This is a genomic window from Halobacillus litoralis, assembly GCF_004101865.1.
In the GTDB taxonomy this organism is placed as follows: Bacteria; Bacillota; Bacilli; order Bacillales; family Halobacillaceae; genus Halobacillus; species Halobacillus litoralis_A.
The window spans coordinates 1,996,127-2,016,524 of sequence record NZ_CP026118.1; the positions used below are offsets into that span (position 1 = coordinate 1,996,127).

Genomic DNA, 20,398 nt, shown 5'->3' on the forward strand with positions numbered 1-20,398 from the left:
GTACTCACTTTTAATAGGAGCTGATTGAAATGGATCGGATAAAGAAAAAGCAAAAAACAAGAGAAACAATAATTGCCGTAGCCAAAAATATTTTTAATCAAAAAGGATTCGAACAAACCACAACCTCCGAAATTGCAGAGCAGGCGAACATCGGACATGGTACCCTGTTCAATTATTTTGATTCAAAAGCAGACTTGTTAATCGATGTTTTCACAGAGGAGTTCATCGATCGAATCGACAACTTGGATTACCACCTGACAGAAGAGGACCAAACTCGCTGTGCTGATGAAATCGTGTACTTATTTTTATATAGAAGAATTAATAAGTACCTCCATTTAAGAAAAAGCATGTTCCGTGACATGATGGGGATTGCTCTCACATCTTTCCAATCCGACCAAGAACGTATGAAACATTTCATAGGTCTTGATTTTATGCTTGTTGACGAGCTGATCGAATTACTGAATCATTTAAAAGAAGAAAAGAAATTAGCGCATGATTTTGATTCTAATGAAGCGGCCGAAATCATCTACAGCTCACTTGCTTTTGAATTCATCATGTTCCTTTACCAGCATGAAATGACCAAAGAGCATTTTTTAACTGGTATCAGAAACAAGTTGAAGTTCATTATCCACTAGAAAAGCAGTCAGATGTCATCAGTCTTCTCCTGGACACCTTACATGAATACAAATCACCATTTTTGAGAAAATTATATTCATAAAACAAAGGAGGTCTTGAAGAGATGAACAAAGAACGCGCCACAGAAATTTTCAACTCTCCAGAAATGATCAACGTCATGCATCAGGATAGGGAAGTTTATATTGAAGAGGTCATCGAAAGAAATGAAATGGCCCGCATTCACCCGGTGGATCAACCGAATATCGTACAAAAAGTGCCCCTTTACGAGTTAAAAGAGAATGTACACTGATAAAAAAAAGACTGGTATAAAAGAATTTTCCCACTAGAAAACCCGAACGAAAAATTCGTTCGGGTTTTCTTTATGAAGCAATAAAGCATAAGCGCTCCGACCACATTCTTCTCTTTCCGCGGGAGCCTTCCCCCTCCCCCTACAACCCTTGCGATATGAGTTCCCTGAAATCGCTTCTATGTGCCTCTCCTTATGGGGGTGGAGGAAGACCACTCTCCAGCCCTGTTCTCCCTCACTAACGCAAGAAGGTCCATCCTTAGTAACGGAAACCTTTATCAGTTATGAATATACTTTTCGAAAATATCCTGAAAATCTTTTCTTACATGCTCTCTGTGCTTCTTCGCAAACCAATCGTAAGCAAAGTTGACGACTTCATCGAACTCCTGGGAAATATCGTTATCATGGAAGCGGTTTTCGCGAATTAGTTCTCGTGCTGTACCTATACTATCTTTTGCATACTCCGAGTGCTGGAGGTTTTCCTCTTGAATTTGGGAAATAGCTACAAGTGATTTGTACAAATCCGCAATGGCTTCTCCTTCATCCTTCGCTATATCAATATTCATACTTTTATTGCCCAAATTAAAATTAATCTCTAGATCCAAATCAATTGTTCCTGCTGTTTCAACAGAGACGTCACCAATCGGATGTTTGTAATAATCATAACGATAGATGTTGCGCTTACTACTAGAAGCCTTATCCCCATCAATATGAACGAGAGCTCTGTTCGTGAAGCAATATTCATCACTTTTAGATTTGATCAGGAAATGGATTTCCTCACCATCTTCAGTTAACACGAAATCATCGGACTGAGTCTTATCAAAGTCTTCTTTATTTATAATTTTCCCAATATCACTCAGCCCCAAAGCATCACTAGCTAATTTCTTGAACATAAAAAATACCTCCTCACAAATTTACTTTGTTAATGAATTCGACGAAATTAATGCATCCCCTCCTCTGGACATCATCCAAAATTTAGGTTTTATTAAAAGGGAAAGAACATTTTAGGGAGGTGCAAGAGGAGTACCATCACGGAAAAGTACTTTTGATTGATAGTTAGGAGGATGGGATGAAAAAATTCATTTATCTGGCTTCTTTTATTGTCCTGGCCCTCTCGGCATGCACAGAAGCTGAATCTGAAAAGCCGTACACAGTGGAAGATGCTAAAGAAAATGGTGATGTCATAGTGCAGCACCAAAGTGAAAACTTCGATCAAATCGCCAAGGGCGCATTGGATGTTGAAAATATCCAACAAATCAACTCTTTAGTAGAAAAAGTAGAGCAGGGAAAAGAAGCTTCCGTCGATATTTCGATTTTCACCCCTAATGGGGATCATTACAAAAATAACATTAGTTTCGATGGCGAGGAAGTCACTTTTGAAAATAACTATGGGGGTTACAAGCAGTCTCCAGAAGGTACTTTTACGTGCAGGTATCTAATAAAAAGAGAACCGATGGTTTACGTAAGCGGCTGCCAGGGAGAGGATGGCACAGAATACACTACTTTACTTGGTTTTGTAGGAACGTTAACTGCCTTTAAGGAAGCAAAATCAGAGGATTCCTGAAGTCAAAAAAATCGGGTGCAGCCTTTCAGTCTTGATAAGATTGAGCAAACATTTAATGCGGCTTTATTTTGCTACAATAAAGGGCAGTTGTAAGCTATTCATCCATCACAAGATAACCACAGACGTTCATGTTATAAACTCCGAAACTACAAAAAAGGCCTGAGCATCTTCTGCTCAGGCCTCTTTCTTTATTTCTTAAGAGCAAGCTTCAGTTGGTTTTCACCGACCGTGTACTCTTTCATTGCTTCTTTTTCACCGACCGTAAGCTCTTTCACAAGAACATTTTCTCGGATCAGTCCTTCATTTTGTTTGATTGCTTCTTTAATGTCTGTATCTCCACCAAGAGCGATATCGACACGAAGATCAATCGGAAGGTCTTGTTTTTTACGTTCATCCTGGATGACGCGGATCACTTCACGTGCCAGCCCTTCCAGTCGCAGTTCTTCTGTAATTGTCGTATCAAGGATGACATGGAAGTCCTGATTCGACCCCATTGATAATCCCGAATCAGCTACACGTTCAACATTTAAGAGGTCCATCGTCACTTCGACCTCTCCATCCCCTGTAGGCACGACGACTTTTTCATCTTGAACGACTTGAGCCGCTTCTTCATCAGACAGCTTCTCAAGATAGCCTTTTACCGTCCCTACGTTCTTACCAAGCACAGGGCCAGCCGCTCGGAAGTTCAGTTTCACTTCGTAACGAACAAGATCATCGGAAGATTGCTTAACGACCACTTCCTTCACGTTGATTTCATCACGAATGATACTGCTGTACTCTTCTAACGCTTTTCCTTGTTCTGGGTTTACCGGGATGACCACGAGCTCAGAAAGCGGTTGTTTCGTCTTGATGGCTTCTGTGTTACGGACGCCACGTGCAAGTTCAACCACTTGCAGGACAGCATCCATATCTTTTTCAAGCTGAGCATTGACTACACCCTCATCAACTTTCGGGAAGTAAGCCAAGTGGACACTTTCACCTGTCAGATTCTGATAGATGTCTTCAGCCAGGAACGGCGTGTATGGCGCCATCAACTGACTAAGCTGTACCAATACTTCATGAAGGGTATGGTAGGCTGCTTTCTTAGACTCTGTCATGCCCTCTTCCCAGAAGCGGTCACGTGAGCGGCGGATATACCAGTTACTTACTTCATCGACATATTTCTCTAAAGCTTTTGCTGCTTTGGTGAAGTCGTAGTCATCCAAGGCTTCACCAACGACTATGGTTACACTGTTGAGGCGGGAAAGGACCCAGCGATCAAGCAGCGTCTTTTCACCTGTCTCATTCTTATCAAACTTATAACCATCGATGTTGGCATAAAGGGTATAGAAGCCATGTGTGTTGACAAGTGTATCGATTACTTTGGATTTAGCTTCCACAACCACTCGTTCAGAGAAGCGTTTGTTGTTCCAAGGGGCACTGTCAGCGAGTAATGCCCAACGGAAAGCATCTGCACCGAATTTACTTACGAGATCTGTCGGGTTCAGGGCGTTCCCTTTACTCTTGGACATCTTGCGGCCTTCCTCATCAAGGATGTGGCCGGTTGATAGGACACGTTTATAAGGAGCTTTTCCAGTAAACAGCGTAGACACAGCAAGCAGGCTGTAGAACCAACCGCGTGTCTGGTCGATTCCTTCACAAATTACATCTGCCGGGAATTGTTTTTCAAACTGATCTTTGTTTTCAAAAGGATAGTGCTGTTGTGCGAAAGGCATGGAACCACTATCGAACCAGACGTCGATGACTTCTGGCACACGGTCCATTGTGCCTTCACACTTCTCACACTGCAGCTGTACACGGTCCACATATGGCTTGTGCAATTCGACATCCCCGACATCCCCAATCGCTTTTTCTTGAAGGTCTGCCTGACTATGAGGCGCATATTGGTGATCACAAGAATTACAGATCCAAATTGGGAGCGGTGTGCCCCAGAAACGGTTACGTCCAATATTCCAATCCACCATGTTTTCAAGGAAGTTACCGAAGCGACCGTCCTTGATGTGGCTTGGATGCCAATCAACTTGCTGATTGTTCTCAAGGAACTGATCCTTCAGTTGAGTGGTCTTGATGAACCAGCTCTCGATTGCGTAGTAAAGCAATGGTGAGTCACAACGCCAGCAGTGCGGGTAGCTGTGCTCATACTTCTCTTTATGGAAAAGAAGGCCTTCATTAGCCAAATATTTCACGATGTCCACGTCACAATCTTTGACGAAACGTCCTTCAAATGGCGGGATGTCCTCTGTGTATCGACCTTGACCATCAACGACATTGAAGAAGGACAGATTGTACTCTTTCACTAAGTTATAGTCATCTTCACCATAAGCAGGTGCAATGTGGACGACACCCGTACCACTATCGGCATTGACGAAATCTGCTTCGACAACGAAGTGACCGCGCTCAGGCTTCACGAATGGGAACGGTGCGACGTACTCTACATCTTTGAATTCGCTCCCTTTATGTTTGGAAATGACTTCATATTCTTCACCAAGGTTCTTCTCAGCCAATGCTTCAGCGACAATAAACACTTCGCCGTCTTTCTTCGCCTTGATGTAATCAAGATCAGCGTGCACCGCTAATGTGACATTTGCCGGCAAAGTCCAGGGAGTTGTCGTCCAGCCAAGGAAAAATTCGTTCTCAGTCCCTTTCACTTTGAACTTCGCCGTTGCAGATAGATCCTTCACGTCCTCATATCCCTGAGCCACTTCGTGGGAACTCAATGTCGTCTGACAGCTCGGGCAGTATGGAGTGACGCGATGTCCCTTAGACAAAAGATCCCGCTTATGCAGGTCGCTTAAGATGTACCAAACACTTTCGATGTAACGATTTTGCAACGTGACATATGGATCATCCATGTCGAGCCAATAACCGATGGATTCTGTGAATTCTCGCCACTCTTTTTCGTAATTAAAGACACTTTCCTTACACTTTTCGATGAACTTTTCTACACCATACTCTTCAATTTGCTGCTTTCCGGAGATGCCAAGCTGCTTCTCTACTTCAAGCTCTACAGGCAGACCATGGGTATCCCAGCCACCTTTTCGCAGAACCTGGTAACCTTGCATCGTCTTGTAACGTCCAACAAAGTCCTTGATTACACGCCCGAGGACATGACCTGCGTGCGGGAGGCCGTTGGCTGTGGGAGGACCTTCATAAAAGACAAAAGTCTCTTTCCCTTCGCGCTCATCCATCGAGCGCTTGAATACGTCTTCTGAATTCCAGTAATCTTTGACACGGTTTTCGCGGTCTAAAGCCGCTTCTTTAGTATTCACACTACGCATTACTTCCACCTCTTACCCTTTTATATTTTTATATTGGCTTTGTAAAACCGTTGGGACATATGCATTCCAGGAAGAAAACACATTTCCATTATGCTTTTAAGCTTGTCGAATCAAGCAAGGACATTTCAATGCCACATAAATAAAAAAATCCGCCCCTGAAAAATTCAGGGACGGATGTCATTCCGCGGTACCACCCATATTCCGTGCGATAAATGCACGACACTTGGTTCATAAAACGGATAACGGCCGCCAACCGGTTCTCCCTACTCTAATCATTTCAGCAGAACTTCTCAGAGATGATCTTCAGCAATAAGCTGTCATCGCTTTTCACCAACCAGCGACTCTCTATAGACAGAATTAAAGCATACTCTTCTCGTCAACGAAACTATACGTATCTTCTCCATATCGTACAATGTAATTTGTTGTATGTCAAAGCATTACTGCCTTCATCCTCGCCCATTTTCTGTCGTCCTATACATGATAAATATCCAATTCACTCTTCGAATCACTTTTGATTTAAATATGGTATTATCCCTTATCGCCTTTTATGCTTACAATGATAGTAATTCAATATATAGAAAGCAGGCGATCATATGTCAGAAGATATAAAGCGTGTCGTGAAAGAAGCTTTTTCTAAAAGCAAGGAATCTTATGTACAAAGCTCAACACATAAGAGTCAATCAGACCTCGACTTGATCACTGAATGGCTTGAACCAGAAAACAAATGGCAAGCTCTTGATATCGCAACTGGCGGCGGGCATGTAGCCAAAACTCTAAGTCGATCTGTCGGGACTGTATTTGCCACAGATCTCACTAAAGACATGCTGCAAAACACCGCCCGTCACCTGAAAGAGCAGCATAACATCTATTATATCGTCGCAGATGCGGAAGAGTTGCCGTTCCTTGATGAAAGTTTTGATGTAATTACATGTCGGATTGCTCCACACCACTTCCCTTCTCCCTCCAAATTCATAGAAGAAACGCATCGTGTTCTTAAACCAGATGGACGGTTTTTGATGATTGATAATGTAGCACCAGAAGACGAACAACTCGATAATTTTTACAATACGTTTGAGAAAAAACGTGACCCCAGTCATGTGAGAGCTTTGAAAATTTCAGAATGGCAAAATTATTTAGAGAAACATAACCTTACGATAAATAAACAACTTTCTAGAAAAAAACGGCTCCCTTTCAGAGAATGGGTGACGCGGATCCTTTCTGCCACAGAGGAGCATCAGGCAGTGGAAATCCTTATGCGCCAAGCACCAAATACGTTCAAGACATACTTCTCTATAACCGAAAAGGAAGACTGTATTGAAAGTTTCTCGATTGATGAATGGATGGTCCTCGCCCAAAAAGATTCCTGATCAAGTATAATCCCACTTCACATAGGAAAAATAAGCTAGGTATTGAATTTGCTAGTGAGGTGGAAATCCATGGATATCGTCGTTATGGCCCGCGCCCTGTTTGGAACGTCTCTCGGCTTCCATATCATTTATGCTACTATCGGTGTCGGATTACCTGTCATGATCATCATCGCAGAAGTCATGCACATGATTAAAAAAGATTCAGATTACGCTTTGATGGCGAAACGATGGACGAAAGGTTTTGCTATTTTGCTAGCTGTGTCTATTGCATCAGGAACCATTGTCGGTGTTATGATCTCCCTACTATTTCCGGATTTCATGGAGATTGTCGGTCAAGTCATTGCCCTGCCTTTTCAAATGGAGATCTTTGCCTTCCTTATCGAAGCGGTCTTCATGTCCATCTATCTGTATGCTGCCGATCGCCTTCCACCCACCCTGCGCTTGATCAGTATCATTTCTGTAGCGCTGGGAGCGACCGCTTCGGCCATCCTTATCACAGACGTTCACGCCTGGATGAACACCCCTGCCGGCTTCTCAATCACTCCAGACGGGGAAGTGACGGACGTCAATACGTGGGCGGCTTTCTTCAACCCAAGCTTCGGGGTGACAGCTGTCCATGTGACTCTTTCCGCCTATATGACAGTAGCATTTTTGGTTGCTTCCATAGCGGCGCTAAGGCTAATGAAAAGAAGAATTTCCACAGCAGAGCGTAATTATCATAAAAAAGCACTCTCGATCGCTTTATATTTCGGTGCATTGATGTCTTTGGCGACAGCGATCAATGGTCATGAAACGGCCCAGATGCTGCACGAATATAACCCTCGTAAATTAGCGGCTGCTGAAGGACTGTTCGAAACGACCCGCTACGCCCCTCTTTCCATAGGCGGCTATACCTCCCTTGAGGATCAGCGGGTCAAATACGCTGTCGAGGTCCCCTCTGGATTGAGTTTTTTAGCGGGTGACCGGTTTGATACAGAAGTGATCGGTTTGAATGAATATCCAGAAGAACTATGGCCTCCCCTTTATATACACATCCTTTTCAATGTGATGGTCGGCATCGGTTCTGTACTGATTCTCGTGGCATTTACAGCCCTGTTTTGGAAGCTTATCTTAAAAAAAGAGCTGCCGAACTGGCTGCTCGCTACCCTTGTCGTCAGTGGTCCACTCGCAATGATCGCGATTGAAGCCGGCTGGTGTTTCAGCTGTATCGGACGACAGCCATGGACAATCAACGACGTACTGCGTACAGAAGATGCCGCCACTAAATCAAATAGTGTGGGCTTCCTCTTCTATTTGTTCATGACTCTTTATATTACGCTATTATTTGTCACCGGATTTGTCATGAAGTACTACTTCAAACGGAATCCCGTGAGCAATGATTTGAGTTCCCAGCCCCACTGAGAAAGGACAGACATCTATGGAAGCATCTACTTTAGCCATCACCATATTATGGAGTTTACTTTTCGTTTACGCGATCCTGGGCTCCCTGGATTTCGGGGCAGGGTTTTGGGGAATGATTTATGGCAAAAACAACGAGACAGGTGCTTCGCAAATCGCTAACCGATTTCTCTCCCCGACATGGGAAGTGACGAACGTTTTCCTTGTTATTTTCGTGGTATCCGTAGTCATGTTTTTCCCCTTTGCAACCACGTTGTTAGGGAGCATCCTCTTAGTGCCGGTCGCCCTTGTCCTGCTTTTACTGACGGTTCGGACAACATTCATGGTCTTCCAGCACCATGCTGATAAATATAAAGATACATTGAGGATCACTTCAGGATGCACTGGTTTGATCATCCCCGCCTTACTCGTCAGTATTTTACCTATTACCCTCGGCGGTTTTGTCAGCTTTGAAAACGAGTACCCGCGCTTACAATACGTGGAGCTCCTCACACATCCCACCCTGTATATGCACATCGCGTTCGGACTCTCAACAGAGCTGTTCATTTCAGCCGTTTTTTTGATGGATTATGCAAAAGAAGCAGATGATTGGAGCGCATCTCACACGTTTCGAAAACATGCCATTTGGCTGGGGCCAGTGAGTATAGCCGTGGCAATGTTGACAATTGGAACATTCCCTTCAGAAGCCTCATGGGTTGTTGAAAACATCCAAGAAAATTGGCTGTTGTTCGGTTTCTCGCTTTTGTTCTTTTTGGTCGGCTACGCTTTTCTGTTTATCAAAAAAAAGGACGGGCAGCGAGGACAGTCGCGGATGGCAGTCATCTTCATCATTCTTCAATATGCTGTCGCTATCTATGCTTACGGATCGGCTCACCTTCCATATTTAATCTATCCTGATTTGACGGTGGAAGACGGATTTACAAGCCCGGATATTTTCTATCAAATGTTGATCGTCTATGGAGCAGGATTTGGAATTTTGATTCCTGCATTCATCCTTTTCTGGCGACTCTTCCTGAAAGACCGCCGTTACTTGAAACAAGAATGATCCATATGTGGAAGCGCCTTAAGCTTGTCGAGGCTAGGCGCTGGAACAAGGTGTTGCTTCCTTAACACAAGATAACCACAGGCTGAAATGTCGTGATATCCCAAAACAAGGTTAGGACAAAACGATAACGGCCACTCAAGAACAGTAGAGTAGAATGGACAAAATGAAGCGTAGGCAACATACGTAGACTCCCTCCAGCGGGAGCAGCACGAGCGGAAGACCCCGGAAGAAAGCGGTCTTTGCTTTCTGAGGAGGCTGAGGTATGCATTTATGGCTTCCTAAAGAAAACCCGAACGAATATTCGTTCGGGTTTTCTAGCGGAAAAATTCTTTTGTCCCAGCTTCGCTTTTGTTATGAAAGTTACACGGACCTTCCAAAAGGGTACATACAACTACCTATTCATACATGACAATAAGCAAGTGGCTTGCCATTGCGAGGTATAAAAGCAAACCTTTAAAGTGATTTTACGCCACGATATTCCAGACCCAAATAAAGGAGAGAAACAATGCAGGAATTGACTAATGATTACCTGGAAGAAGCCATTGAAGACAGCAGGCCCTATGCCGCTAACGGGGACGTCAACATGAATATCCCCGAATACGATGAAACCATAAAAGATCATCTAGGCGTCTCTATCATTACGACAAATGGTGAATGCTATGCTGCTGGGGATACAACACAGTATGTCCCGATGCAGAGCACTTCGAAAATCATCGGGTTGATGGTCGCCTTGCAAGACTTTGGAAAAGACCGGGTGTTTCAAACAGTTGGAATGGAGCCGATGGGCGACTTTTTCAACTCCATCAGCCAACTCGAATCCTACGATACGAGCAAACCATTCAATCCGATGATCAATGCGGGAGCAATTGCAGTCGCGGCGCTCATCAAAGGAAAAGACGTTGAGACACGATTTGAGCGATATATGAACTTTCTTCGGAAAATCACGAATCACGATCAGTTGGAAATAAGTGAAGAAGTTTATAAATCGGAAAAAGCAAATGGTGCGCGAAACCGTTCCCTTGCCTATTTCATGCAAAGTACCGGAACGTTAGTTACTAATGTAGAAGAAGCTCTCGACCTTTACTACCGGATGAATTCCGTCATGATGCGCTGTGAGGATTTCGCCCGTGTCGGCCTATTCCTCGCTAAGGGGGATTACAATCCGGAAAGTGATGAACGGTTAATTCCCGCACACCATCTGCGTACAGTCAAAGCGATCATAATGTCTTCTGGCATGTACAACTCTTCCGGTCATTATGCGGTCGAAGCGGGTTTCCCTTGTAAAAGCGGGGTTTCTGGAAGCATCATCGGTACAATCCCAGGAAATATGGGTGTCGGCATCGTAGGACCGGCTATTGATGAAAAAGGCAATAGCACAGCAGGCGGTGCTTTGATCAAAAAACTTTCACAGGACTTGGAACTGAATATGTTCGGTCTTGAGAACACGGATGGAAGGTGAACGGGATGCCTTTTAATTACGATATCGATTTTGAAAATACTGACTTTCGGATAAAACCGGAAAAATACCGAGTCGGCAGAGGGGAACAATGTGTTTACTTGTGGAAACCTATAAAAGTGAGATCCTCCCCCATTGGAGATTCAAAACACCTGAAATCGCAAAGGAGTCCTCTGAGAAAATTCATCAAATGTTTCTAGGGTATAAAGAAGGAAATGATTTCGTCGGCATGGACATGGCGCGGAAATTTTTGCAAATGGGGTACACACGCGCGCGCAGGTATGCCAACTATAAAGGCGGAAAAAAATACGATGATCACGGTGAAATCAGGAAGCGGGACATCGATGAAGAAAAGGCTGAATCCGCGCGCATCTTTGAAGAGAAATGGATAAAAGCCCGTGAAGATGACGTGTATTTGAAAAAGAAAAAAGCACACCTGAAACAGTACGGATAAGATTGACATTTTCGGTTTTCAAACGTAGGATAACATTAACCCGAGTGAACTTATCGGGATAATGTTAAACGAGGAGAACACCTTATGAAATCCTTCCCCCTATTCCTAAGTCTTATTTTTATGATCGCCTCCTGGGCAATGGGCTCCTACTTCCTTTCTGTCATCTATACTCCTACTATCATCGTTCCGCTCTTCAATGAATTTATTTGGATGAGAGATTACCAGGGAATGCTCGGTTTGACTACCTTCTTATCTTTGCTTACAGTTCCTTTAATTACCTACATGTTCAAACAAAGGAACCGTATAACAAAAAGGAGAATGTGGTACAGTATCGTATTCACTACCCACATTTTCTGGCTTGGAACCATAGCTATCCAGTTGAAAACTGTCGCATTCAATTTAGGAATTTGTCATTGATTGGAAGGTATTCCCACTTCCTTATTGAATGTTAATTCAAATAAGGGGGATTCCACATATGACATTTGAAGTGTTCTTTAAAAAATTCAAAGAAAAAGCACGTCGGCAGGATTTGGACTTCTTAAAGGAGACAATCTCTAAAGAATTGAAAGCTAGGGAAATCCGTAGTGGTGAAATTGTTGATTACCATTATGATGATTCCATTGAGGGGTGGCGCCAGGCTTTTGATTATTTTGCCGACAAGGACATGGATTGGATCTATACCGATAACACGATCATCCCATTGAATCAAAATGAATGGCTTGCCTCATTCTGGGTATCGATAAGACTCGATGGGGAACTTTTGGAAACGTCCAACCTGTTCTTCAATACCTTTCAAAATCAAGATGGGAAATGGCAGCTCGTACGCACTTATATTGAGGCTGGTGTCAAAAACCCTGATTCAGCAAAAGTCTGCTCATAACGAGGAGGCTTTTTTACCATTTTCAAAATTATACAAAAAAATTCTTCTGACATATTGTCAAAACATTCTGAGTAGTGTAGAGTAGTCAGCAACATTTAATAAAAACACAATTGAATTTCTTATCAAGAGAGGCAGAGGGACTGGCCCTGTGAAGCCTCAGCAACCACTGGTATACCCAGAAAGGTGCTAACTCCAGCAAGTTGTCGATCAACTTGAAAGATAAGAAGAAGGACCGAAACCACAAAGTCTTCTTCTTAAAGAAGGCTTTTTTTATTTTATTTTTTGAACGATTAAATTTTAACAGCCTTAGCTGGAACCACCTTCCTTATTCAACAATCGGGAATTGGTAGAAGCTCAACACTCTGATTCAACTATAAACATGAAGCGAAAAGGAGCATCCAAATGTGTCCACATACTGATACGAAATTCGTCCAAACTGGCAATCAACGAGAGGAACCGACGGGGGCGATCAACCCGCCCGTCTATTTTTCCACTCCTTACCGTCACCCAGGGCTTGGTGAATCCACAGGGTTTGACTACACCAGAACAGGTAACCCGACAAGGAAAATACTAGAATCATCTATCGCCGATATTGAAAACGGAGAAGCGGGGTTCGCTTTCAGCTCTGGAATGGCCGCGATACAGACAGCTCTCTCCCTTTTCAAACAAGGCGATGAAATCCTTGTTTCTGAAGATTTATATGGAGGTACCTTCCGTCTTTTTGAACACGTACATGAGCGTTATGGAATTGTCTTTCACTACTGTGACAGCAATCAATTACAAAATCTCAAAAACTATATAAATAGTAGAACCAAGGCTGTTTATATTGAAACACCTACAAACCCATTGATGCACACAGCTGATATCCAGGAAATCTCATCATTTGCAAAAGCGCATGACTTACTCCTTCTTGTAGACAACACCCTCTACACTCCAATATTGCAAAAGCCTATTGAAGAAGGAGCGGATGTGGTGATCCATAGCGCTACAAAATATTTAGCCGGCCATAATGACGTACTGGCAGGATTACTGGTCAGTAAAGGCCAGGAAGTGAACGAAAAACTCGCTTTCCATCAAAATACGTCCGGGGCCGTCCTCTCCCCTTTCGATTCTTGGCTGGTAATGAGGGGGATGAAGACACTCCCGCTGAGGATGAGACAACATGAAAGCAATGCAAAAGCTGTCGTCCAGCACCTTGAAAAGCACCCTGCCATTACAGATATCTTTTATCCAGGTAAAGGTGGAATGGTTTCTTTCAGGCTTAAATCTGAAGCCTGGATCGACCCTTTTTTACGAAACTTAAACCTTATCAGCTTTGCAGAAAGTTTAGGAGGCGTGGAAAGTTTCATCACTTACCCGGCTTCTCAAACCCACGCGGATATTCCTGAAGAAATCCGGGTCAGTTACGGAGTATGCAACCGGCTGTTACGTTTTTCTGTAGGAATTGAGCATATCGATGACTTATTGCACGACCTCGATCAGACACTGAGTCAATTACCTAAGGAGGAGTTAGCCCAATGACCGATCATTCTTTGCAAACACGTTTGTTACACAGTGACTACAAGTTCGACCCCCACACAGGAGCCGTGAGTGTTCCGATTCAGCAAGCATCCACGTTCCACCAACAGGATTTTGATAATCCGGGGACTTATGATTACAGCCGGTCTGGCAATCCGACACGAAAAGCTTTGGAAGATACGATTGCCGGGCTTGAAAATGGCACCGAAGGGTTCGCTTTCGCTTCAGGAATGGCTGCCATTTCAACTTCTTTCATGCTGCTATCTCAAGGTGATCATGTGGTGATTTCAGAAGATGTGTATGGCGGGACATTCCGCATGATCAATGACGTCCTTCAAAGGTTTGGAATCGATCACACATTTGTAGATATGACCGACCTGCATGCTGTAGCGACTTCCATACAGCCGAATACAAAACTTGTCTACATTGAGACCCCATCCAATCCGACATTGAAAATCACAGATATCAGAGCTGTCTCTAAGCTGGCCAAAGCCAACGATTGTTGGACTTTTGTCGACAACACTTTCATGACGCCAGCTCTGCAGCGTCCTTTGGAACTGGGGGCAGATCTTGTCCTTCACAGTGCAACAAAGTTCATCGCCGGTCACAGCGATGTCGTCGCAGGTTTGGCTGCCACTCATCAACCCGACCTCGCTGAACGACTATCCTTTTTACAAAATTCATTCGGTTCGATTCTTGGTGCACACGATTGTTGGCTCGTGTTACGCGGATTGAAGACATTGCATTGCCGTCTTGCCCAATCCTCCGCCTCTGCAGCGAAAATCGCCGAAGAACTTACCAAACACCCATTGATTGAGGAAGTTTTTTATCCTGGCTTTTCATCACATCCAGGAAACTCGATTCATTCTTATCAATCCGAGGGTGCAGGAGCGATCCTCTCCTTCCGTTTACGGGATGAAGATGCTGTTAGACAGTTCACTAATGCGGTAGAACTTCCTGTTTATGCTGTAAGCTTAGGTGCCGTTGAATCGATTCTCTCTTACCCAGCCCGTATGTCTCATGCTTCTATGCCTAAAGAGGAAAGAGAAAAACGGGGCATTACAGATGGATTACTCCGTTTATCAGTTGGACTGGAAAAACCTGAAGACCTCATCGAAGATTTTCAGCAGGCATTGAAGCAAATCCAGCCTTACTCTTTTTTGACGAACAGGAGGGTGAATCATGAACTTACGTGATGCATTACAGCAAAAAACACTGATCGGCGATGGCGCAATGGGGACACTGCTCTATTCTTATGGGATCGATCGTTGTTTTGAAGATCTCAACCTTTCCCATTCTGAAGAAGTGTTGAATGTTCACCGCGCCTACGTAAATGCTGGAGCTGATGTCATCCAGACCAACACCTATGGCGCTAATTATATAAAGCTGACCCGCTACGGACTCCAAAACCAGGTCAAAGAAATCAACACCCAGGCCGTACGCTTAGCTAAACAGGCAGCGGGCCCTGAGCAATATGTGGTCGGCACGATGGGAGGAGTCCGCGGTATTCAAAAACAAGCGGTGCCCCTGGAAGAAATCAAGCGCAGCTTTCGAGAACAACTCTACTGTTTATTGTTCGAAGAAGTAGACGGGCTGCTGCTCGAAACCTTCTATGATTTAGAAGAAGTAACAACAGTTTTAGAGATTGTGAGAAAAGAAACCGATCTACCCGTCATCGCTCAAGTTTCGATGCATGAAGCAGGTGTGCTGCAAGATGGCACACCCCTCACAGAAGCTTTGGAGCTTTTAGAGAAAAAAGGAGCGGATGTCGTAGGTGTCAATTGTCGTCTTGGTCCCTATCATATGATCCAATCATTAGAGGAAGTGCCACTCCCCGATAAAGCGGTCTTGTCTGCGTATCCGAATGCAAGTCTGCCAGCTTTCCAGGATGGCAGACTTGTTTATCCGACAGACCCTTCCTATTTTCAAAAGAGCGCGCAATCGCTATATGAACAAGGGGTGCATCTGATAGGGGGATGCTGCGGCACCACGCCAGAACACATCGAAGCAATTGCTGCGAGAGTAAAAGGGAAAAAACCGATAAAAGAAAAAAAAGTCCCATTGAAAAAGAAAACGGATGTGAATGTTGCTAAAAAAGAAAAACAAACGCCCCACTTGCATGAATTAGCAAGAAAAGGGCGTTCAATTATCGTTGAGCTTGATCCACCAAAGAAATTGAACACCGAGCGTTTTCTAAAGGGCGCAAAAGCTTTGCAGGAAGCTGGCATCGATTCCATCACCTTAGCCGATAACTCCCTCGCCACCCCTAGAATAAGCAACTCGACGATGGCTTCCATCATCAAGTCAAAATATAACGTCGATCCTCTCGTCCATATCGCCTGCCGTGACCGTAATTTAATCGGCTTACAGTCACATCTGTTAGGATTGCATACGCTGGGCATCCACCAAGTCCTTGCCGTCACAGGTGACCCGACGAAAATCGGAGACTTTCCTGGAGCGACATCTGTGTATGACTTGTCATCATTCGACTTGATCCATTACATCAAACAGCTGAACAAGGGCATTTCCTTTTCCGGGAAACCTTTAGGTGAGAACACTTCTTTCTCAGTAGCCGCCGCTTTTAACCCGAATGTGCGTAACTTGAACAGGGCCGTGGGACGGATGGAGAAAAAAATCAGTTATGGAGCGGATTATTTTATCAGCCAGCCCGTCTTTAACGAAAAACAACTCGTTGAAGTCTATGAAGCTACGAAGCACGTGGATGCGCCAATCTACATCGGAATCATGCCCCTCACCAGCGTACGCAACGCAGAATTTTTACACAATGAAGTACCAGGCATGACACTTTCTGCTGATATACTCGAACGAATGGAACAAGCAGGAGACAATAAAGCACAGGCGCAAGCCGAAGGCATCAGCATTGCCAAATCATTGATTGATACAGCAATGGATTTATTCAACGGAATCTATTTGATCACACCTTTCTTACGTTACGAAATGACCGTTGAACTGACCAACTATATCCATGAGAAAAGTGCATCAAAAGAAAGGAAGTTATCTGATGGGATCCACATTGTTTGATCAACACCTGCAGAAAAGAATCTTGGTTTTGGATGGAGCGATGGGCACGATGCTCCAAGAAGCAGACCTCTCCCCTGCTGATTTCGGTGGAGAAGCTTATGATGGATGTAATGAATACTTGAATTTGACTTACCCCAGTCTGCTTGATTCCATCCATTCCAGTTACTTAGAAGCAGGGGCAGACATCATCGAAACGAATACCTTCGGGGCTACCGATCTCGTTCTTAATGATTACGAGCTTGGGCATTTAGCAGAAGAAATCAATATCGAAGCTGCCAAAATTGCGAAGCAAGCCGCAGCTCGCTATACCACCGAAAACCGGCCTCGTTTTGTAGCTGGTGCAATGGGACCGACCACTAAAACATTATCCGTCACAGGTGGAACTACTTTTGAAGCTTTAACTCGCGCTTACGAGGAACAAGCAAGGGGATTGATCAAAGGCGGAGTCGATTTGTTATTGTTGGAAACCTCTCAAGACATGCTGAATGTGAAAGCTGCATTTCTCGGTATAACACGTGCGAGTGAAGGTTTACAAAAAAAATTACCCCTTTTCATATCGGGAACTATTGAACCGATGGGGACAACGCTCGCCGGCCAAAGCATCGAAGCATTTTATCTGTCCCTGGAGCATATGGAACCGAGCGCTGTCGGGTTGAACTGCGCAACAGGACCAGAATTCATGCGTGATCACCTCCGTTCTCTCTCTGATTTGGCTACGACAGCAGTGAGCTGTTATCCAAATGCCGGCTTGCCAGATGAAGAGGGTAACTATCATGAAACACCAGAATCGTTAGCTGCCAAAGTCGCCGGCTTTGCTGAAAAAGGCTGGCTGAATGTGGTTGGGGGCTGTTGTGGCACGACTCCCGCTCACATTAAAGCGATCGCAGAAGCAGTGAAGGGATTCCCTCCAAGAAAAGCACCGAAATCACATGCCCATGCAGTAACCGGAATCGAACCATTAATTTACGATGATCCCGGTGACCGTCCGATTCTCATCGGCGAGCGCACAAATGTAATTGGGTCACGGAAGTTCAAACGACTTATTGCAGAAGGAAAATTTGAAGAAGCTTCCGAAATTGCTCGAGCACAAGTGAAGAAAGGTGCACAAGTCATCGATATTTGCCTCGCTGACCCTGACAGGGATGAAGTCACGGATATGGAAGCGTTCATGAAACAAGTCGTCAACAAAGTGAAGGTACCACTCGTCATCGATTCCACAGATATGAATGTTATTGAAAAAGCTCTCACTTTCTCTCAAGGGAAAGTGATTATCAACTCCATCAACTTGGAAGATGGAGTTGAGCGCTTCAAAGATGTCCTCCCGCTGGTAAAACAATACGGAGCAGCACTCGTCGTCGGTACAATCGATGAAGATGGTATGGCTGTTACAGCTGAGAGGAAGCTGGAGGTGGCTAAGCGGTCACATGACATTCTCGTCTTTGAATATGGTATGAACCCGCAAGATATCATATTCGATCCTCTCGTCTTTCCTGTCGGCACTGGTGATGAACAATATATCGGGTCAGCTGAGGCGACCATTGAAGGCATTCGACTGATTAAAGAACACCTCCCCCTATGTCAGACGGTTCTCGGTGTGAGCAACGTCTCGTTCGGTCTCCCTCCTGTGGGACGTGAAGTGTTGAACGCGGTTTACCTATATCACTGCACCAAAGCGGGACTTGACTACGCAATTGTCAATACGGAAAAGTTGGAGCGTTACGCCTCTATTGATGAAAAAGAAATCAAACAAGCGGACGAACTTTTGTTCAATACAAGTGATCAAACATTGGCTGCATTCACTGCTTTTTATCGTGGTAAGAAAAAAGAGAAAAAAGTACCCACATCGACCATGACTCTAGCTGAACGTCTTGCCCACTACGTTGTCGAGGGTACGAAAGAAGGACTTCTTCCTGATTTAGAAAAGGCCCTTGCTGAATATGACACGCCCCTGTTAATCATTAATGGCCCCTTGATGGACGGAATGGCAGAGGTAGGACGGCTATTCAATGACAATCAATTAATTGTAGCGGAGGTTTTACAAAGCGCCGAAGTTATGAAAGCTTCCGTCGCTTTTCTTGAACCCCATATGGAAAAAGGCGATACGTCTAACAAAAAAGGAAAAGTGCTGTTAGCTACCGTCAAAGGTGACGTCCATGATATAGGTAAAAATCTTGTTGAAATCATTTTAAGCAACAATGGATTTGAGGTGGTCGACCTTGGAATAAAGGTCACTCCTGCCGAACTGATAGCACAAATCAAACAGGAAAACCCGACAATCGTCGGCCTTTCCGGATTGCTCGTCAAATCTGCCCAACAAATGGTGTTGACCGCCCAAGACTTGGCACAGCAGAAAATATCGCTGCCGATTCTCGTCGGGGGTGCAGCTTTATCAAGAAAGTTCACCCATACAAAAATATCCCCGGAATATGATGGCCCTGTTTTATATGCAAAAGATGCGATGGATGGACTATCCATTTCCAACCAATTAAGCACAGAGGAACAACGCGGCAAGTTTCTAGAAGACCACGCTCAAAAACAAGCGATAGCTTTATCAAGAGCAGCTACTCCAACAGAAGGCGATGGTGCCACGGCGGTAGCGACAAGAGCGAAGTCGAGTGTTTCAACAAAGGTCCCTGTTTTCAAACCTCATGACTTTGAAAAACACGTCATCCGCCGCCACCCAGTCGCCCATATCGAGCCCTATATCAACATGCAAATGCTCATTGGTCATCATTTAGGCCTGAAAGGAAAGTTCACAAAACTCCTTGAGCAGAAAAATGAAAAAGCACTCCATTTGAAAGAAGTGGTGGATGGGCTTATAACTCGGGCAAAAGCAGAGCAATGGGTTCAACCATCATCGATGTACCGTTTCTTCCCTGCTCAATCGGACGGAGATGATATCATCATTTACGACCCAGGCGATCATTCGACCATCGTAGAACGGTTCGCTTTTCCAAGACAGAATAAAGAACCACACCTCTGTTTAGCTGATTATTTGCGCCCAGTTCATAGTGGAGAGATGGACTATGTGGGATTTTTCGCTGTCACTGCTGGAAAAGGCATACGAAAAAGAGCCGTTGAATTGAAAGAACAAGGTCATTACTTAGAAAGCCATGCCTTGCAAGCCTTAGCTTTAGAAACAGCTGAAGGTTTAGCAGAACAGATTCACCAACAAATACGTGATAAATGGGGGTTTCCTGACCCTACAGATTTCACAATGCAAGAACGCTTTTCAGCCAAATACCAGGGACAACGCTACTCTTTCGGTTATCCAGCATGTCCTGAATTAGACGACCAGAAGAAGTTGTTCCAATTGATTCAACCTGAAGAAATAGGGATTGAGCTTACAGAAGAATGTATGATGGAACCAGAAGCCTCCGTTACTGCCATGGTTTTCGCCCATCCGGAAGCCCGATACTTCAATGTAAGGTGAATGAGCGATGGACAGAACCCAGACCGTTGAACTTGATCATT

16 protein-coding genes, 1 pseudogene, 1 riboswitch and 1 other annotated feature are annotated in these 20,398 nt (G+C 44.3%); of the genes and pseudogenes, 15 read left to right on the top strand and 2 right to left on the bottom strand.

Translation table 11 applies throughout. The features are described 5' to 3' along the window. The first annotated feature begins 29 nt into the window (after nucleotides 1–29). Together HLI_RS09985 and HLI_RS09990 are read left to right on the top strand one after the other, a co-directional pair. Nucleotides 30–635: a TetR/AcrR family transcriptional regulator gene (locus HLI_RS09985; protein WP_128524845.1), complete on the top strand. Its 606-nt coding sequence runs from the start codon at nucleotides 30–32 to the stop codon at nucleotides 633–635. Nucleotides 636–739: 104 nt separating this feature from the next. Further along, nucleotides 740–925 (top strand): H-type small acid-soluble spore protein, encoded by a 186-nt coding sequence (locus HLI_RS09990; protein WP_128524846.1) that lies wholly within the window; start codon nucleotides 740–742, stop codon nucleotides 923–925. A gap of 275 nt (nucleotides 926–1,200) precedes the next feature. Here HLI_RS09990 and HLI_RS09995 read toward each other — a convergent pair whose 3' ends face one another. Then, a complete protein-coding gene (locus HLI_RS09995) occupies nucleotides 1,201–1,815 on the bottom strand; it encodes a PH domain-containing protein (RefSeq protein ID WP_128524847.1) in 615 nt (204 codons plus the stop codon). Between the two features lie 176 nt (nucleotides 1,816–1,991). On the opposite strand from HLI_RS09995, the gene HLI_RS10000 reads away from it, so the two are divergent. Beyond that, nucleotides 1,992–2,486: a hypothetical protein gene (locus tag HLI_RS10000; protein ID WP_128524848.1), complete on the top strand. Its 495-nt coding sequence runs from the start codon at nucleotides 1,992–1,994 to the stop codon at nucleotides 2,484–2,486. A gap of 188 nt (nucleotides 2,487–2,674) precedes the next feature. Here HLI_RS10000 and ileS read toward each other — a convergent pair whose 3' ends face one another. Next, entirely contained in the window at nucleotides 2,675–5,764 is a 3,090-nt protein-coding gene (gene ileS / locus HLI_RS10005; RefSeq protein WP_128524849.1) for an isoleucine--tRNA ligase, read from the bottom strand. A gap of 163 nt (nucleotides 5,765–5,927) precedes the next feature. Continuing rightward, nucleotides 5,928–6,153, bottom strand: a binding site (T-box leader). Between the two features lie 204 nt (nucleotides 6,154–6,357). Here ileS and HLI_RS10010 point away from each other — a divergent pair. The 12 genes and pseudogenes from HLI_RS10010 (at nucleotide 6,358) to metH (ending at nucleotide 20,357) form a co-directional block, all read left to right on the top strand. Beyond that, entirely contained in the window at nucleotides 6,358–7,131 is a 774-nt protein-coding gene (locus HLI_RS10010) for a class I SAM-dependent methyltransferase (protein WP_128524850.1), read from the top strand. A 69-nt stretch (nucleotides 7,132–7,200) separates the two neighbouring features. Beyond that, nucleotides 7,201–8,532: a cytochrome ubiquinol oxidase subunit I gene (locus HLI_RS10015; protein WP_128524851.1), complete on the top strand. Its 1,332-nt coding sequence runs from the start codon at nucleotides 7,201–7,203 to the stop codon at nucleotides 8,530–8,532. A 16-nt stretch (nucleotides 8,533–8,548) separates the two neighbouring features. Beyond that, complete coding sequence (locus tag HLI_RS10020) at nucleotides 8,549–9,574, top strand: cytochrome d ubiquinol oxidase subunit II (protein WP_128524852.1); 1,026 nt, start codon at nucleotides 8,549–8,551, stop codon at nucleotides 9,572–9,574. Nucleotides 9,575–9,836: 262 nt separating this feature from the next. After that, nucleotides 9,837–9,983, top strand: coding sequence for a hypothetical protein (locus tag HLI_RS21620; RefSeq protein ID WP_164908537.1), 147 nt, complete (start codon nucleotides 9,837–9,839; stop codon nucleotides 9,981–9,983). Nucleotides 9,984–10,079: 96 nt separating this feature from the next. Next, nucleotides 10,080–11,033, top strand: a complete 954-nt coding sequence (gene glsA, locus HLI_RS10025; RefSeq protein WP_128524853.1) for a glutaminase A — start codon at nucleotides 10,080–10,082, stop codon at nucleotides 11,031–11,033. 5 nt (nucleotides 11,034–11,038) lie between these two features. After that, nucleotides 11,039–11,484: pseudogene (locus tag HLI_RS10030) on the top strand (DUF4385 domain-containing protein). 84 nt (nucleotides 11,485–11,568) lie between these two features. After that, a complete protein-coding gene (locus HLI_RS10035; RefSeq protein WP_128524854.1) occupies nucleotides 11,569–11,901 on the top strand; it encodes a hypothetical protein in 333 nt (110 codons plus the stop codon). Between the two features lie 58 nt (nucleotides 11,902–11,959). Then, nucleotides 11,960–12,364 (top strand): flavoprotein, encoded by a 405-nt coding sequence (locus HLI_RS10040; RefSeq protein ID WP_128524855.1) that lies wholly within the window; start codon nucleotides 11,960–11,962, stop codon nucleotides 12,362–12,364. Between the two features lie 116 nt (nucleotides 12,365–12,480). Further along, a riboswitch (SAM riboswitch) is annotated at nucleotides 12,481–12,590 on the top strand. A gap of 176 nt (nucleotides 12,591–12,766) precedes the next feature. Further along, nucleotides 12,767–13,885, top strand: coding sequence for a methionine biosynthesis PLP-dependent protein (locus HLI_RS10045; RefSeq protein ID WP_128524856.1), 1,119 nt, complete (start codon nucleotides 12,767–12,769; stop codon nucleotides 13,883–13,885). Further along, nucleotides 13,882–15,078 carry a cystathionine beta-lyase gene (gene metC, locus HLI_RS10050; RefSeq protein ID WP_128524857.1) on the top strand — a complete coding sequence of 399 codons (1,197 nt, stop codon included), beginning with the start codon at nucleotides 13,882–13,884 and terminating at the stop codon, nucleotides 15,076–15,078. Before HLI_RS10045 ends, metC begins: the two co-directional genes overlap by 4 nt. Further along, nucleotides 15,065–16,924 carry a bifunctional homocysteine S-methyltransferase/methylenetetrahydrofolate reductase gene (locus tag HLI_RS10055; protein ID WP_128524858.1) on the top strand — a complete coding sequence of 620 codons (1,860 nt, stop codon included), beginning with the start codon at nucleotides 15,065–15,067 and terminating at the stop codon, nucleotides 16,922–16,924. The genes metC and HLI_RS10055 overlap by 14 nt, the downstream gene beginning before the upstream one ends. Then, the gene (gene metH / locus HLI_RS10060; protein ID WP_128524859.1) at nucleotides 16,905–20,357 is read left to right on the top strand and encodes a methionine synthase; all 3,453 of its coding nucleotides are present in this window, start codon (nucleotides 16,905–16,907) and stop codon (nucleotides 20,355–20,357) included. Before HLI_RS10055 ends, metH begins: the two co-directional genes overlap by 20 nt. Nucleotides 20,358–20,398: the final 41 nt, after the last annotated feature.